15 protein-coding genes and 1 pseudogene are annotated in these 16,535 nt (G+C 54.0%); 9 read left to right on the top strand and 7 right to left on the bottom strand.

Annotated elements, in window-relative coordinates; translation table 11 throughout:
* Positions 1–105: 105 nt before the first annotated feature.
* Positions 106–1,350: a mechanosensitive ion channel family protein gene (locus LVJ83_RS10335; RefSeq protein ID WP_244784426.1), complete on the top strand. Its 1,245-nt coding sequence runs from the start codon at positions 106–108 to the stop codon at positions 1,348–1,350.
* Between the two features lie 367 nt (positions 1,351–1,717).
* On the opposite strand, the gene LVJ83_RS10340 is transcribed toward LVJ83_RS10335, so the two are convergent.
* The 4 genes from LVJ83_RS10340 to LVJ83_RS10355 form a co-directional block, all read right to left on the bottom strand.
* Entirely contained in the window at positions 1,718–2,011 is a 294-nt protein-coding gene (locus LVJ83_RS10340; RefSeq protein WP_244784428.1) for a DUF3861 domain-containing protein, read from the bottom strand.
* A gap of 124 nt (positions 2,012–2,135) precedes the next feature.
* Positions 2,136–2,861, bottom strand: coding sequence for an amino acid ABC transporter ATP-binding protein (locus LVJ83_RS10345; protein WP_244784430.1), 726 nt, complete (start codon positions 2,859–2,861; stop codon positions 2,136–2,138).
* Between the two features lie 34 nt (positions 2,862–2,895).
* Positions 2,896–3,675: a 16S rRNA (adenine(1518)-N(6)/adenine(1519)-N(6))-dimethyltransferase RsmA gene (rsmA, locus tag LVJ83_RS10350; protein WP_244784431.1), complete on the bottom strand. Its 780-nt coding sequence runs from the start codon at positions 3,673–3,675 to the stop codon at positions 2,896–2,898.
* A gap of 77 nt (positions 3,676–3,752) precedes the next feature.
* Positions 3,753–4,166, bottom strand: a complete 414-nt coding sequence (locus tag LVJ83_RS10355) for a YqaA family protein (RefSeq protein WP_244784433.1) — start codon at positions 4,164–4,166, stop codon at positions 3,753–3,755.
* Positions 4,167–4,403: 237 nt separating this feature from the next.
* Between LVJ83_RS10355 and LVJ83_RS10360 the strand changes: the two genes are divergently transcribed.
* A complete protein-coding gene (locus LVJ83_RS10360; protein WP_244784435.1) occupies positions 4,404–5,393 on the top strand; it encodes an ABC transporter substrate-binding protein in 990 nt (329 codons plus the stop codon).
* A gap of 775 nt (positions 5,394–6,168) precedes the next feature.
* Here LVJ83_RS10360 and LVJ83_RS10365 read toward each other — a convergent pair.
* The gene (locus tag LVJ83_RS10365) at positions 6,169–6,639 is read right to left on the bottom strand and encodes a c-type cytochrome (protein ID WP_244787737.1); all 471 of its coding nucleotides are present in this window, start codon (positions 6,637–6,639) and stop codon (positions 6,169–6,171) included.
* A 104-nt stretch (positions 6,640–6,743) separates the two neighbouring features.
* On the opposite strand from LVJ83_RS10365, the gene LVJ83_RS10370 reads away from it, so the two are divergent.
* The 6 genes and pseudogenes from LVJ83_RS10370 (at position 6,744) to hflX (ending at position 12,761) form a co-directional block, all read left to right on the top strand.
* The gene (locus LVJ83_RS10370) at positions 6,744–7,571 is read left to right on the top strand and encodes an SDR family oxidoreductase (protein ID WP_244784437.1); all 828 of its coding nucleotides are present in this window, start codon (positions 6,744–6,746) and stop codon (positions 7,569–7,571) included.
* A gap of 328 nt (positions 7,572–7,899) precedes the next feature.
* Positions 7,900–8,367 carry a Fur family transcriptional regulator gene (locus LVJ83_RS10375; protein WP_244784439.1) on the top strand — a complete coding sequence of 156 codons (468 nt, stop codon included), beginning with the start codon at positions 7,900–7,902 and terminating at the stop codon, positions 8,365–8,367.
* Positions 8,358–9,281 carry a CobW family GTP-binding protein gene (locus tag LVJ83_RS10380; RefSeq protein ID WP_244784440.1) on the top strand — a complete coding sequence of 308 codons (924 nt, stop codon included), beginning with the start codon at positions 8,358–8,360 and terminating at the stop codon, positions 9,279–9,281. Before LVJ83_RS10375 ends, LVJ83_RS10380 begins: the two co-directional genes overlap by 10 nt.
* A 340-nt stretch (positions 9,282–9,621) precedes the next feature.
* Positions 9,622–9,951, top strand: coding sequence for a YegP family protein (locus LVJ83_RS10385; RefSeq protein ID WP_244784442.1), 330 nt, complete (start codon positions 9,622–9,624; stop codon positions 9,949–9,951).
* 540 nt (positions 9,952–10,491) lie between these two features.
* Positions 10,492–11,232 (top strand): annotated as a pseudogene (locus LVJ83_RS10390) (phosphatidylserine decarboxylase); the annotation flags it as partial.
* A gap of 413 nt (positions 11,233–11,645) precedes the next feature.
* On the top strand, positions 11,646–12,761 hold the full coding sequence (hflX, locus tag LVJ83_RS10395) for a GTPase HflX (protein WP_244787741.1): 1,116 nt from the start codon (positions 11,646–11,648) through the stop codon (positions 12,759–12,761).
* 497 nt (positions 12,762–13,258) lie between these two features.
* Here hflX and LVJ83_RS10400 read toward each other — a convergent pair whose 3' ends face one another.
* Positions 13,259–14,299: a zinc-dependent alcohol dehydrogenase family protein gene (locus tag LVJ83_RS10400; protein WP_244784444.1), complete on the bottom strand. Its 1,041-nt coding sequence runs from the start codon at positions 14,297–14,299 to the stop codon at positions 13,259–13,261.
* A gap of 403 nt (positions 14,300–14,702) precedes the next feature.
* Between LVJ83_RS10400 and mutY the strand changes: the two genes are divergently transcribed.
* Positions 14,703–15,752, top strand: coding sequence for an A/G-specific adenine glycosylase (gene mutY / locus LVJ83_RS10405; protein ID WP_244784446.1), 1,050 nt, complete (start codon positions 14,703–14,705; stop codon positions 15,750–15,752).
* A gap of 68 nt (positions 15,753–15,820) precedes the next feature.
* Here mutY and grxB read toward each other — a convergent pair whose 3' ends face one another.
* Complete coding sequence (gene grxB / locus LVJ83_RS10410) at positions 15,821–16,468, bottom strand: glutaredoxin 2 (RefSeq protein ID WP_244784448.1); 648 nt, start codon at positions 16,466–16,468, stop codon at positions 15,821–15,823.
* Between the last annotated feature and the right edge of the window lie 67 nt (positions 16,469–16,535).

Genomic DNA, 16,535 nt, shown 5'->3' on the forward strand with positions numbered 1-16,535 from the left:
CGGAATAAACAGATGCCGTCTGAAAATTTCAGACGGCATGAGGCAATCATCATTCATGTTACAATGTCCTCTCTTTGAAACGCTCAAGAAAGGATATTCCGCCCTATGCGCGAACAATTGCTCCAATGGCTGATCCGCCAAGGCTACCCGCACAGCGATTTTATTGTGAACTTGGTGATGATTGCGCTGATTATCCTCACCACTTTATTGCTGCATGCCGCGATTCATTACGGCATTTTCCGTTTTATCGGCAAAAAGCTGGCCGAATCGAAGCTGATATTTTTCAATGTGTTGGCCGAACAGCGGCTGTTTACCCACTTGGCGCTGACCATTCAGGGCGTGTTGCTGGCGGTGCAGTTGCGCATTTGGCTGCCGGCGAGCGAATGGCGCGAAGGGCTGATTACCCTTACCCAGATTTGGTGTCTGATATTCGGCCTGCTGGCTGTTTTTGCGCTGCTCGACACCTTGCAGACTTATTTGTTCCGCCGCAATCTGGGCCAACATTTCCCCGTGCGCGGGCTGGTGCAGACCGTCAAGCTGATTGCCTCTATCGGCATCGCCATTTTATTGGTGTCGCTGCTGCTCGGCCAATCGCCCCTGATTCTGCTCAGCGGCTTGGGCGCGATGACGGCGGTGTTGATGCTGGTGTTTAAAGATCCGATTTTGGGGCTGGTGGCCGGCATCCAGCTTTCCGCCAACCGCATGCTCAATATCGGCGACTGGCTCGAAATGCCCAAATACGGCGCCGACGGCAGCGTCACCGATATCGGCCTGACCACCGTTAAAGTGCAAAACTGGGACAACACCGTCACCACTCTGCCCACTTATGCGCTGATTTCCGATTCGTTTAAAAACTGGCGTGCCATGAGCGAATCAGGCGGCCGCCGCATCAAACGCGCCGTGTATCTCGACAGCAACAGCGTGCATTTTTTAAACGGGCAGGAAATCGCCCACTTACGCCAAAGCCGCCTGCTCACCGATTACCTCGACAGCCGCCAGCAATCGATACGTGAGTTTAACGAAAGCCACCAAATCGACAACCAGAGCTACCTCAACGGCCGCCACCTGACCAACCTCGGCACCTTCCGCGCCTATTTGCAGCAATACTTGGAACACAGCCGTCATATCCGCAAAGACATGACGCTGATGGTGCGCCAGCTCGATGCCGGCGACAAAGGCATTCCGCTGGAAATCTACTGCTTCACCAACACCGTGGTGTGGGCCGAATACGAAGGCATACAGGCCGATATTTTCGACCACATCTTTGCCGTGGCCGGCGAATTTGGCCTGCGCATCTACCAAGCGCCGAGCGGCTATGATATGCAGGTGATGGGTTCGGGCAAGGATTAATTTTATTTCCCGCTAGGGTGTCATGACCATTCAGAATTATTCAGATTTTTTGTGATGAAAGTACAGATGCCAGGCAAAAAACGTAGCAGATGTGCTTTGAACGCAAAAAGATGATGATATATGACACATCAGGACACCCTAAGCCGCATCACAAACAACAGGCCGTCTGAAACCTTATCGCGTTTCAGACGGCCTGTTGTTGATAAGCCATAGTAAAATAAAAGAAAACCTGATACACACTCACAAAAATAACCTGACGGCTGCCCCGCCTTGTCAGCTTACTTTTGCAAATGCGCATGACAAAAAGATAATAAACTTCAAATCGTGCGCAGGGCGTGTGGCGCAGCCGCGCATGCGGTTTAAGCGGCTATGCCGTTTTTTTACCCTTTACAATCTGCATGATTTCCAACAGATGCGGGCGCAATTGGGCAAACAAAGGGTGGTTTTTATTTTCCAACATCACTTCGCTCATCAACTTCAAACCCAGCGTAAAGCGCTGCGCCATTTCCGGTGTCATATCTTCACGCCGGCCCATCATCTCCAGAATCGAAAAAATATTGTCGTGGTTCGGCGCATCAAACACCAGCGGCGCCTGCTCGACGGCATGACCGTCGGCATCGGCAAGATATTCAAGGGTAACGCGGTATTGGTGTTGTTTCATACGGCATGCTCTTTCAAGTATCATCTCAGGCAGATATCATATACTTTGTGATTGAAAAAAACAAACTGACCACAGGCCGTCTGAAAACTTATTGCGGTTTCAGATGGCCTGTTGCTGCTTATTATCAATGCATGACCTGCTGTAAAAACTGGCGCGCCCTTTCGGTTTGCGGGCGGGTAAAAAATGCTTCAGGCTCGCTGTCTTCCACAATCCGGCCGTGGTCGACAAAAATCACTCGGTCGGCCACTTCACGGGCAAACCCCATTTCGTGGGTAACGCACATCATGGTCATGCCGCTTAAGGCCAAATCTTTCATCACTTTGAGCACTTCGCCCACCATTTCCGGGTCGAGCGCCGAAGTGGGTTCGTCAAACAGCATCACGCGCGGCTCCATCGCCAAGCCGCGGGCAATGGCCACGCGCTGCTGCTGGCCGCCCGAAAGCTGGCCGGGCATGGCATCTTTTTTATGTGCCAAACCCACGCGTTCGAGCAGCTCCATGGCTTTCTTCTCCGCGGCGGCGCGGCTGAGTTTTTTTACTTTCATCGGCGAGAGCACGATGTTTTCCAACACGCTCAAGTGCGGGTAAAGGTTGAAGCTTTGAAACACAAAGCCCACTTCGGCGCGCACTTTGTTTAAATCGGTTTTGGCATCGGCCACATTCATGCCGTCTACCCAGATTTCGCCCTGCTGAATCGGTTCGAGCTGGTTAACGGTGCGGATAAGCGTGGATTTGCCGCTGCCCGAAGGCCCGCACACCACCACCACTTCACCCTGTTTCACTTCCAGATTCACATCGTTGAGCACGTGCAAATCTTTGAAGTGTTTGTGTACATTTTTGAATTTAATCATTTTTTATTCCGATATTTTGGCAACAAAACAGTATTCAGACGGCCTTGTCGGCCAAATAATTGCTCAACACCACATACAATTCAGGCGCGATGTGCTCGGCGCGGTCTTGTGGGTTGATGCCCACCGCCGCCAAATCTGCATCATCGGCGATGTCTTTCAGATTGTTGCGGATGGTTTTACGGCGCTGGTGAAAAGCGGCTTTCACCAGCTTGCCGAAATGCGCAAAATCCTGCGCCGTGCCGATGCGGCCCGGGCTCGGAATCATACGCACCACAGCAGAATCGACTTTCGGCGCAGGGTCAAACGATTCGGGCGGTACCTCCAGCAGCAGCTCCATCTCGAAAAAATATTGCAGCATCACGCTCAAACGGCCGTAATCGTTGGTTTTCGGCACTGCCACCATGCGCTCCACCACTTCTTTTTGCAGCATAAAGTGCATGTCTGCCACTTCATCGGCCACTTCGCTCAGGCGGAACAACAACGGCGTGGAAATATTGTAGGGCAAATTGCCGACAATTTTCTTTTTGCCGGCCACGCTGCGAAAATCAAATTGCAGCACATCGCCTTCGTGTATCACCAATTTATCGGCAAACGGCAGCGTTTTCAGGCGCTTGATGATGTCGCGGTCGATTTCGCACACGTGCAACACCTGCAATTTTTTCGCCAGCGGCTCGGTAATCGCCGCCAGGCCGGGGCCGATTTCCACCACCACATCATCGGGTTGCGGACGCACGGCGTTGACGATATCGCTGATGATGCGCGTGTCTTGCAAAAAATTCTGCCCGAAACGCTTGCGGGCCTTATGCTCTTTCATGGGTTTGAATCTCAAATTTCAAGCGCGTATTGTAACCGAATTTACCGAGGCCGTCTGAACAAGCTGCACACACCGCTTCAGCCGAAAATGCCTTTCACACCCGCCAGCAGCACGCCGTAGCGCACAAATTTGCCCGCCGTCAGCATCAGCGCGCTTTTCCAGAAATTCAGCCGCAGCCAGCCCGCCGCAATCGGCAAACCGTCGCCCACCACCGGCAGCCATGCCAGCAGCAGCGCCCACACGCCCCAGCGGCGCAACCGGCGCAATATTTTTTCAGACGGCTGTTTTTTCGGCGGAATCAGCCGTCCCATGCCGTAAGAAATCATGCTGCCCAAGCTGTTGAACACGCCGGCTGTCAGCCACGCGCCCGCCCAAGCGTGCGGATATTGGTGCACAAACACGGCAAACGCCGCCTCTGAAGTGCCCGGCAGAATGGTGGCCGAGGTAAACGCTGAAGCTGCCAGCGCCAGATATTGCCAAAATAAATCCATGTATTTTCCCAAGCGGCAGCCGTCTGAAAGCAATTAGCCCGTTCGTTTCGCAAACCGCCGGCAAAACGCCATCTTGCTGCGTATTTTTCTGAATGCAGCGTATTTAAACAGCGTTTGCGTGTTTGTTTTAAAATTTTGATGCGGGTTAGTGCAAATACACTTCGCCACCGCATGCAGCATGAGTTTGCTTTTTTGATTATGATAAAAGTTTTTATCACCCTCATTCAGGATAGTTCAATGCGTATTGCCTTACCCACCCTCGCCGCCGCAACCGCCGCCCTGCTGGCCGCCTGTTCGCCCGGGCAACAACAAACCGCTGCCCCCGCCGCCGATATGAAAACCGTGGCCATAACGCAGATTGTCGAACACCCCGCGCTGGACGATACCCGCCAAGGCATCATCAAAGGCTTGGCCGAAGCCGGTTTTAAAGAGGGTGAAAACCTGCGCATCGATTACCAAAGCGCCCAAGGCAGCACGGCTACGGCGGGCCAGATTGCCAAAAAATTCGCCGCCGACAAGCCCGATGCGATTGTGGCCATTTCCACGCCCAGCGCCCAATCGGTGGTGGCCGCCACCAAAAGCGTGCCGGTGATTTTCACCGACATCATCGACCCCGTGGCCGCCAAGCTGATACCGAGTATGGATGCGCCTTCGGGCACTAATGTAACCGGCATGTCTGACTATATTCCGTTTGCGCCGCAATTCGAAATGATGCAGAAGCTGCTGCCCGAAATCAAGCGCATCGGCTATGTATACAGCCCTGGGGAAAATAATTCCACCACCATGCTGGCGCACATGAAAGCTTATCTGGCGCCAAAAAACATCGAAGTGGTGGCCGTGGCCGCTCCGCGCACCACCGATGTGGGCGCAGCCGTGCGCAGCCTGAAAGGCAAAGTCGACCTGCTGTATACCTCGTTTGACAACGGCGTGGTTTCCGCCTATGAAGCCGTTTACAAAGCCGGCACCGAAATCAAGCTGCCGCTGGTGGCCGCCGACACCGGCACGGTCAAACGTGGGGCCGCCGCCGCTTACGGCCCTGATTTCCACGACCTCGGCGTGCAAACCGGCCACATTGTGGCACGGGTATTGAAAGGCGAGCAACCCGGCAGCATCAAGCCCGAACACCCGCAAGGCGGCACCGTTGCCGTCAACCCGAAAGCCGCCGAAGCGCAAGGCTTTACCGTTCCTGAAGCGCTGATTCAGGAAGCGTCCGAAGTGGTGCGCTGATCACGCCCGATAGAAGCGGCCGCACCGATAATGCCCGTTGGTCAAAGTCATCCGCCGCATCGGCGTACCGGCCTGCTTTATCAACAGCTCAGTGATAGTCAAATTCAAATAAATTGACGACAGGAAACTTGAAGATAATTCATGCGCATGGGCAGACGTTACAGCACAGCACTTTAATATAACGTGCGTTCGGGATTAAGATAATCCATGAGATATAAAATCCTTCATGGCTTTACCCCTACCCTAACCCTCCCCCGTTGGACAGGGGAGGAAACGAAACCATAATGCCTGCCTATTAGCTTTGTTCAACAACCGGTTGTCAGATACTTGCATCCGACAACCGGTTTGATATTCTTGTGATTCCAAATAATTTCAGCCGTCTGAAAAGCGTCGGATTCAAGAGTCCGAGCTACAGGGTGTATAACATTGATGGGTTCTGCTCACGAAACCCCTGCGCGTGCAAAGGCCGTCTGAAGGAAAATACTTTCAGACGGCCTTACCTGTTTGCAGAATAATATCCATTGATAAAAGTAAGCAAATAAGGCGAGCTGACGCAATCAGGTTATTTTGCGAATGGGTATAAGCAAGCATAGATTCAGATACTTGTATCCGACAAATCATTCGATATTCTTGTGATTCCAAATAATTTCAGCCGTCTGAAAATGCCGGATACAAGAATCCGACCCACATGATGTATAGGTTCTGCTCGCAAAACCCCTGCGCGCGCAAAGGCCGTCTGAACACTTTCAGACGGCCTTTTCCATATCCGTGCCGGTTATTTCGGGCGGCGGAACGAATCATGACAAGCCTTGCAGCTTGCCCCGGCATCACCGTAGGCCACTTTGATGGCTTCCAAATTGCCGCTTTGCGCCTGCGTGTTCAGCTCGGCCACAGCCGCATGGAATGTTTCTTCGGCAGCTTTGAATTCTTCCGGTTTTTCCCACACCGCCGGCAAGGCATCGCCGTCTTGCGGTTTACCGTCAACCAAAGCATCGCGCTCGAAATGCGCAAACGGCTTTTTACTTTCTTCGGCAAACGCGGCGGCGGCGGTTTTGAATTTTTCCACTTCGTAAGGCTCTTCACCTTTTACCATCTTGCCCATGCTGCTGAAATTGGGCATCATGGCTTTAAAAGCCGTGGTGCGCTCTTCCGAATTCGGGCCTTTGCCCGCACCTGCCGCCGAACCGCCGCAGGCCGACAAAGCCAACACGGCCGCAGAAGCCGCCACAGCCAATGTGGTCTTGATGTTTATCATGGTTTGGTTTCCTTGTGGTTTATATTTGAGTGTTGTAGGCTTATCATAACCGAAACTTCCGTAAAGACTATGTTAAGAAAAGCAAGGAGAATAAAATGGCTATTTTAATCACCGGCGCATCAGCCGGCTTCGGCGCGGCCATGTGCCGCACTTTGGTGCGTGCGGGTTATCAGGTTATCGGCGCGGCGCGGCGCTTGGAAAAACTCGAACAGCTCAAACTGGAGCTGGGCGAAGCTTTTCACCCGCTGCAAATGGACGTGGCCGATCCGGCCGCCATTGATGAAGCGCTGAAACATATTCCCGAGCATTTCAGCGAAATCGACGGCTTAATCAACAATGCCGGCCTGGCGCTCGGCCTCGACGGCGCCGACAAAGCCGATTTTGCCGACTGGCAGACCATGATTCAAACCAACATCATCGGCCTCACCTACCTCACCCGCCAAATTCTGCCGCAAATGGTGGCCCGGCAAAGCGGCTACATCATCAACCTCGGCTCGATTGCGGGCACTTACCCCTATCCCGGCGGCAATGTCTACGGCGCCACCAAAGCCTATGTGCGCCAATTCAGCCTCAATCTGCGCGCCGATCTGGCCGGCACCGGCGTGCGCGTGAGCAACATCGAGCCGGGTTTGTGCGGCGACACCGAGTTTTCCAACGTGCGCTTTAAAGGCGACGACGAGCGCGCCGCCCAACTATATGAAAACGTGCAGCCCGTGCGCCCGCAAGACATTGCCGACACGGTGTTGTGGCTGTATCAGCGCCCGGCACACATGAATGTGAACAGCATCGAAATCATGCCCACCGCCCAAAGCTTCGGCGCCCTGCCCGTCAGCCGCCAAACCCCGCCGCCCGAAGCCGCGCCGGCAGAATTCGAAAAACAAAGCACCTCGCTGTTTCAAAAAATCAAAGGCTGGTTCAAATAAAGCTGCTAAAGCTGGTTCAAATAAGGCGCATGAAGCTCCTAGGGTGTCCTGACCATTCGATTTATGGAGGGATTTTTGTTCCTGAAAATGCAGGTGCCAGGCAAAAAAACGCAGCAAGATTGGGCATCTTGCGAGGCTTTTTAACACAGCAGATGTGCTTTTAGCACAAAAAAGATGATGATATATGAATTGTCAGGATACCCTAGGCCGTCTGAAAACCGAACGCAGGTTTTCAGACGGCCTGAAACCTTTTAGCCTGCTGCAAATCAAGTTATACTATAACAATCAACACAGGCCGTCTGAAAAGGCTGCACTTTTTGGAAACAGCATGCAAAACATCAAACAAAAAATTCTCAACCAAGCCCGCCGCGACGGCGTACAGGTTACCGCGCTGCGCGAACAGGTGTTGGACATCATCCTGCAACAGAGCGGCGTAATCAAAGCCTATACCGTGCTCTCGCACATGCAGCAGGAAAGCGAAGGCGTTGTCGCCCCGCCCACCGCCTATCGCGCCCTTGATTTTTGGGCCGATCAAGGCGTGCTGCACAAAGTGGCGGCGGTCAACGGCTATGTATTGTGCAGCCACGCGCAACACGATTGCGGCGAACATTGCCATCACCACGATGAAGCCGCCCACCACAGCGCCTTTATTTTGGTGTGCACCGAATGCGGCGCGGTAGACGAGCAAACCCTCAGCAGCGAATGGGCCGCCCTCTGCGCCGGCGTGGCCGCCAGCGGTTTCGCCCTCAAAGAAGAACATGTGGTATTAACAGGAATCTGCAAACAATGTCAGTAAAAAAAACCAAAGTGCATCTGATTTCCGGCTTTTTGGGCACCGGTAAAACCACCGCCCTCAAAAGCCTGATGGCGCAAAAAAATCCCGCTGAAAAATGGGTGATTATCGTCAATGAATTCGGCGAAATCGGCATCGACGGCGCCGTATTGAGCGACAACGGCATTCCCGTAGCCGAAATCGCCGGCGGCTGCCTCTGCTGCGTGGCCGGCCCGCAAATGAGCAGCACCGTTACCAAAATGCTGCGCGACATGGCGCCCGACCGGCTGATGATCGAAGCCAGCGGCTTAGCGCACGCCGCCAGCGTGATTGACGAATTGAAAGCCCCGCCGCTAGACAAATCGCTCGAAATTGCCGCCGTGTTTACCGTGGTTGATCCGCGCCAGTTTACCGACCCCGATTACGCCTTGCAGGCTTTGTATAAAGACCAAATCGGCGTGTGCGATGTTTTGGTGGCCAGCAAAACAGATTTGTGCCCCCCCGAAACCTTGGCCGCATTCCGCGAAAAAGCCGCCGCCCTCTTCCCCCCCAAAGCGCTGGTGGCGGAAGTGGAAAACGCGCAGATGAAAATCGAATGGCTCGATATTCCCGTGGTAGAAAAATCGCGCTACCGCCTCAAAGCCCTGCCCGACAACACCATGGGCTTTCAGTCGCAAGGCTTCACTTTTCCCGCCGGCCGTGATTTTGACGGCGAGCGGCTCACGCACTTTTTCAACGACCTGCCCGCCATGGCCGAAGGCCTGGTGCGCGCCAAAGGCGTGTTTCAAGTGATGGGCACATGGGTATGGCTCAACTGGGTCGACGGCCAATGGGGCGCCAACCAAGTATCGTGGCGGCGCGACAGCCGCTTCGAGCTGATTGCCAAATCATTTGATGCCGACTTAATCGAGCAGAAATTAAACGCTGCACTCGAATAAACCAATCTTGAGAGCGTTCTAACCATTCAGAATGATTCAGATTTTTTGTGCAGATGCCGGGTAAAAAAACGCAGCAAGTGCATTTTCAAGCGTAAAAAGCACCCGTCAACCAAACAATCAAAGCGCCCTGACACCACAGGCCGTCTGAAAATTTTCAGACGGCCTGAATTTTAATGAGAATGAATGTTGACAAGCGCCTATGCTGTTTCTATAGTGGCTGCGGCACCACCTTTTTCCGGCGTTGGCAGATATTTCATCTTACGGCAGTTTTTGGCATCCACCGTGAGCGTGATACCGGCACAGCCCGGCCTTCCGCAGTTTTTATACAGAGGAATCGGCAATGGCAACATTCGAACTGACACGCAGCGACAACGGCGAATTTCACTTTAACTTTCTCGACAACAACGAAAAAACCATTTTGCGCAGCGAACAATACGGCAGCAAAGCCGCCGCACAAAACGGCATAGAATCGGTGCGCAGCAATGCCGGCAACGATGAACGCTATGAATACAGAGAAAGCAGCGCCGGCAAATTTTATTTCAACCTCAAAGCCGCCAACGGCCAGATTGTCGGCACCAGCATGATGTATGACGACGATGCCGCGCGCCGCACAGCAGCCGCCACCGTAAAAAGCAGCGCCGCTCAGGCCGGAGTGATTGAAGATTTATAAACCGCCCGCACAAGCGCTGCAAACACCATAAAGGCCGTCTGAAACCACTTTTCAGACGGCCTTGGGTGTCATGAAACGTCGTTTATGAGGAGATTTTTGCTCCTGAAAATGCAGAATCAAAGGCAAAAAACGCAGCAAGGTTGGCCATCTTGCGGGGCTTTTTAACGCAGCAGATGTGCTTTTAGCGCAAAAAAGATGATGATATATGAATAGTCAGGACACCCTAGGGTGTCCTGACTATTTGTTTATGAGGAGATTTTTGCCCCTGAAAATGCAGATGCCAGGCAAAAAACGCAGCAAGATTGGCCATCTTGCGAGGCTTTTTAACGCAGCAGATGCGTTTCAGGGGCAAAAAGCACCCGTAAATCGAATGGTCCGGACACCCTAGCGCCACAAACATTACAAAGGCCGTCTGAAACCGCTTTTCAGACGGCCGGATGCTTTTATCTTTTATCAGTTAGGGCAGCATATCGTAACACGGGCAGGTTTGTTATAATCGGCTCGTTACCCTCCACATACCGTAAGGACAGCCAGATGCCTATGCCCCGTTTTTACCCGCACCCGATTATCGCCCGCGAAGGCTGGCCTTTCATCATCGCCGGCTTGCTGCTGAGCCTGATTGTCAGCGCCTGCGCCGGCTGGTGGTCGCTGCCGTTTTGGGTATTCACCGCATTTGCCCTGCAATTTTTCCGCGACCCTTCGCGCCCGATTCCGCAAGATGCCGATGCCGTATTGTGCCCGGCCGACGGCCGCATCGTGGTGGTGGAAAAAGCCCGAGATCCTTACCGCAATACCGAAGCGCTCAAAATCAGCGTGTTTATGAACGTTTTCAACGTGCATTCGCAACGCTCGCCGATTGACGGCACCGTTACCGCCGTAGAATACAACGCCGGCAAATTCGTCAACGCCGCGCTCGACAAAGCCAGCACCGAAAACGAACGCAACGCTGTGCTGGCCACCACCCGCAGCGGCCGCGAAATCACTTTCGTGCAAGTGGCCGGCCTGGTGGCGCGCCGCATTCTCTGCTACACCCGTGTCGGCGACCCGCTGGTGCGCGGCGAACGCTACGGCTTTATCCGCTTCGGTTCGCGTGTAGACGTTTACCTGCCCGTTGATGCGCAGGCGCAAGTCGCCATCGGCGACAAAGTCAGCGCCAGCAGCACCATACTCGCCCGCCTGCCGCTCGCCGCCGCCGTGCCCGAAGCGCCCGCTGCCGAGCATCCGCCCGAACAGCAAAACGCCGCGCCGATTGCCGCCCCCACCGCCGAAGCGGTAGGCGAATATACCAATCTGCCCGAAACGCAAACCGAAACGGCCGAGCCGATAAAACCTGCGGCCGATACGGCGGCGCCCGAAACCATCGACAGCCCCACCGCCGAGCCGGTCGGCGAACATCCGCCCTTGCAAAACGAAGAGCAGAGCGAAGAGCAGATAGTGGCCGAGTCTGCCGCCAAAGTAAAAAAAGCCGTGAAACGACAACACGGCAAGCCATAATCCTGATAAAAACGGTTTTCAGACGGCCTGAAAACCGTTTTTGCTTACAGACAAAGCAGGTATAACCACCTGCAAACACTGCATCCCGCCGAATACCCAACCGGGCCGTCTGAAAACCTGCCGTTGCCAAAGGAAACCCCTTGAGCCGTAAAACCACTTTATTCCACATCGACAAATCATTGGAACAACCCGAACGGGTGATGCTTGTGAGCGTGATGTTGAGCGCCGACTACGCCGGAGCCAACGAAACGCGCGAACGCGCCTTTCAGGCCGCGCAAGACGAAGCCGCCGATCTGGTACGCGCCACCGGCGGCGAATTGGTACACATCGAAACCGCCAAACGCGACAAAGCACACGCAGCGCTGTTTGTCGGCACCGGCAAGGCCGAAGAGCTGGCCGCCGCCGTGGCGCAACACAACATCGAGCTGGCGGTATTCAACCACGAGCTCACCCCCACACAGGAGCGCAATCTCGAAAAAGCGCTGCAATGCCGCGTGCTCGATCGCGTGGGGCTGATTTTGGCCATTTTCGCCCAACGCGCCCAATCACAAGAAGGCAGGCTGCAAGTAGAATTGGCACAACTCACCCACTTGAGCGGCCGGCTGGTGCGCGGTTACGGCCATCTGCAAAGCCAAAAAGGCGGCATCGGCCTCAAAGGGCCGGGCGAAACCCAGCTCGAAACCGACCGCCGCCTGATTAATGTAAAAATCACCGCCCTCAAGCGCCAATTGCAACAGGTGCAGAAGCAGCGAGCCACCCGCCGCAAATCGCGCATGAGCGGCAGCATGCAGACCTTTGCGCTGGTGGGCTACACCAATGCCGGCAAATCCAGCCTGTTTAACCGCCTCACCAAAGCCGAGGTAGTCGCAAAAGACCAATTATTCGCCACCCTCGACACCACCGCCCGCCGCCTGTATCTGAATCACGAAACCAGCGTGATTCTCACCGACACCGTGGGCTTTGTGCGCGATTTGCCGCACAAGCTGGTATCGGCGTTTTCAGCCACGCTGGAAGAAACTGCACTGGCCGACGTGCTGCTGCATGTGGTCGACAGCAGCCACCCCGATTTCGAGCGGCAGATGGATGATGTCGACACCGTGCTCGAAGAAATCGGCGCGCATGACGTGCCGCAACTGATTGTTTACAACAAAATCGACCTGCCTTCGGAAGCCCCCCGTCAAGCCGGCATTTTGCGCAATGCGCAGGGCAAAGCGGTGGCGGTCAACATTTCCGTTACCGCCAACCTGGGCTTGGATGCGCTGCGCGAGGCAATGATTGAGCGGGCGCAGGAAAATCGGGGGGCAGCAAACCAATAAAAACCGCGCCGGCAGCCTAGGGTGTCCTAATGTGTCGTTTATGAGGGAATTTTTATTTCTGGAAATGCAGATGCAAAGGCAAAAAACGCAGCAAGATTGGGCATCTTGCAAGGCTTTTTAACGCAGCCGATGTGCGTTTAGCGCCAAAAATATGATGATATATGACACATCAGGCTATCCTAAGGTGTCTTGATGTGTCGTTTACTGCAGCGGCTTGAATATCATAATCTGCCGACACCCGAAAGGCCGTCTGAAACATTTCAGACGGCCTTGACACACAGTTTTTTTGTACGCAGCACCCACGCGATACACCTATAGGGCGGATTCTTGAATCCGACATTTTTCAGGCGGCTAAAATCATTTGGAATCACAAGCGGGCCAAGAGCCCACGCTACGGTTGCGTTGCCAACCGTTACCGGCAATTCCAGTAAAACAAGGCCGTCTGAAACCATACTTCGCAGTTTTCAGACGGCCTTTCGCATCGCAAAATCATCAGGTTATTCGTTGACCAGCACTACTTTCATGGCGCCGTTTTCGGCTGCATGTTTGAACACCTCGTAAGCTTCGTCCAGCTCGCTCAGTTTGAAGCGGTGGGTCAGCATTTTGGTAAAATCGACCGAACTGGTGGAAATGGCTTTCAACAGCATCTCGGTGGTGTTGGAATTCACCAGGCCGGTGGAGATGGCGAGGTTTTTAATCCACAAACGCTCCAAGTTGAAATCAACCGGTTTGCCGTGCACCCCCACTACCGCAATATGGCCGCCGGGCTTGACGATGTCCTGACACATGGCCCACGTGGCCGGAACGCCCACGGCTTCGATGGCGCAGTCAACGCCGTCTTCGCCCGCAATTTCGTGCACTTTGGCCGCCACATCGCCGTTGCTCGGATTGATGGTGTGGGTGGCCCCCAGCTCTTTGGCCATTTTCAAGCGGTTTTCATCCATATCGCACACGATGATGGCCGCCGGGCTGTAAAATTGCGCGGTCAGCAACACGCCCATGCCCACGGGGCCGGCGCCGGCGATAAACACGGTGTCGCCCGGTTTCACATCGCCATATTGCACGCCGATTTCATGGCCGGTGGGCAACACGTCGCTCAACAGCAATGCGATTTCATCGTTGACATTTTCCGGCAGCGGAATCAGGCTGTTGTCTGCAAACGGCGTGCGCACATACTCGGCCTGCGTGCCGTCTATCATATAGCCGAGAATCCAACCGCCGTTGCGGCAGTGTGAATAAAGCTGTTTTTTGCAGTTGTCGCATGAGCAGCATTTACTTACGCAAGAGATAATAACCTTGTCTCCCACTTTGATGTTTTTAACCGCATCGCCCACTTCTTCAACGATGCCCACGCCTTCGTGGCCGAGAATGCGGCCGTCGGCCACTTCGGGATTTTTGCCTTTCCAAATACCCAAATCGGTACCGCAGATGGTGGTTTTAACGATTTTCACCACCGCATCGGTCGGCTCGGTGATTTGCGGCTTGGGTTTGTCTTCCAGGCGGATATCGTTGGCTGCGTGATAAACCATGGCTTTCATTGTTGTTTCCTTTCTCTAATTCTGAACCTTTTATTTGTTGTGTTTTTTCCTGCTGACACAGTGTAGGGTGCGCCGGCCGCCAAAGTCAAATTACTTTTCTATTTCAATTTGTTATAACATATCACACAAACTTTGCGGCCGCCTGAACGGCTGTTTTTCAGACGGCCTTGATGCAACTGCCAATGGGTATGAAAAAGGATTGTTGTTTCTGAAAATACAGATGCCGGGCAAACATACCGCAAAATCGGCAGGGCATTTTGCGAGGTTTTGCACGCAGCCGATGCGTTTTTGGTATTAACAAAGATGATTTATAAAAAGATGATTTATAAATGGCCGGCATGCCTTTGCTGCCACAAATACCGGTTTGGGGCTAAAATACGCTCTTTTGCACCGACACACCGCCATGCCCCACACTGATTTTTCCGCCCGCCTGATTGCCTGGCAACACCGCCACGGCCGCCACCATCTGCCCTGGCAGGTGCGCGAACCTTATCTGGTGTGGCTGTCGGAAATCATGTTGCAGCAAACGCAAGTGGCCACAGTGCTGGATTATTATCCGCGCTTCACCACCCGCTTTCCCACCGTGCAGGCATTGGCGGCCGCGCCGCAAGACGAGGTTTTAAGCCTGTGGCAGGGCTTGGGCTATTACAGCCGCGCCCGTAATCTGCATAAAGCCGCGCAGCAGGTGGTTAGCGGATTCGGCGGTGTGTTTCCCTCAAGCCGCCGCGAATTGGAAACGCTTTGCGGTGTGGGTCGCAGCACCGCCGCCGCGATTGCCGCCTTTGCCTTTCATCAGCGCGAAGCCATTCTCGACGGCAATGTTAAGCGTGTGCTCTGCCGCGTGTTCGCCCGCGACGGCAACCCGGCCGACAAAAAATTTGAAAACCAATTATGGGCGTTGGCCGAAAGCCTGTTGCCGTCTGAACAGGAAAACATGCCCGCCTATACGCAGGGGCTGATGGATTTGGGCGCCACCGTGTGCAAACGCAGCAAGCCCTTGTGCGGCAAATGCCCGATGGCGGAAATCTGCCAGGCTAAAGCACAAAACCGCACCGCCGTGCTGCCGCGCAAAAAAGCCGCCGTCGAAGTGAAAACGCTGCCGCTCTATTGGCTGCTGCTGCGCAATGCCGAGGGCGCGCTGCTGCTGCAAAAACGCCCGCAGCACGGTATTTGGGGCGGGCTGTATTGCGTGCCGTGTTTTGAAAAACTGCAAGATTTATATGATTTTGCCGCACGTTACGGCATGGTTGCAGACAACCTTGCCGAAAGCGCCGCCCTCACCCACCGCCTCACCCACCGTTTGCTGCTGATTACCCCGTTGGCAGCAAAAACCCACAGGCCGTCTGAAAACGGTTCAGACGGCCTGTGGGTTATGCCGCAGCATTGGGCAGATTACGGCCTGCCCAAGCCGTTACACGATTATCTCAACCAACCGCAACCGGCCTTGTTTTAAGCATCGCGGTTGATACCAAAGGCCGTCTGAAACCTTTCAGACGGCCTTTGGCACTTTTCCGATGCTGCTTACAGCGCCCGGTCGAAATACAGCGGCACCTTACTTTGCTCACTCATTTTTTGCACGTATGCCAATACTTTGGGCGGCATTTCCAAACCGCGCACCATCGTCAGATTGCGCAACACCGGAAACACGATAATATCTTCCATCCCCAATTCTGCGCTTAAAGCATCGGGCGAACACACCAGCGTTTCCAGCTCGGCCAGCCCGGCAGCCGCACGTTTGAGATATTGCCCGGTTTTGCTCAAATTGGTTTGAAAATTGCCGATGGTTTTTTCTTTTTTGCCCACAAAATAATCAATCGCACTTTGCGTGGCAAATTCAGGCAAACCGAGCATCACATCGCGCGGCTGCACAAGCTTGTTGTAATACTCGCTGATTTGGTCAAACCACGCCTGCACTTGCGGGCGGATTTCTGCTTTCAGACGGCCTTTACCGGCATATTCATCAATAAAGCGCACAATATCCAAGCTCTCACCCATATGCGAGCCGTCGGGCTTTTGCAAAATCGGCACCTGTTTTGCCCCGATCAGGCCGATGGGGGTTGCCTCATCATCATTGAGCAACACCACCTCTTCCACCGCGACATCACGCAGGCCGAAAATCATGCGCGCACGCACGCAAAACGGGCAATGGTCATAAATATAAAGCTTCATGGCTTTTCCTCACAATTAAGTGCGACTACCTTAGCACTTTAGGCCGTCTGAAACAATCCCGCGCGCC

Source organism: Uruburuella testudinis (genome assembly GCF_022870865.1).
GTDB classification, from domain to species: domain Bacteria; phylum Pseudomonadota; class Gammaproteobacteria; order Burkholderiales; family Neisseriaceae; genus Neisseria; species Neisseria testudinis.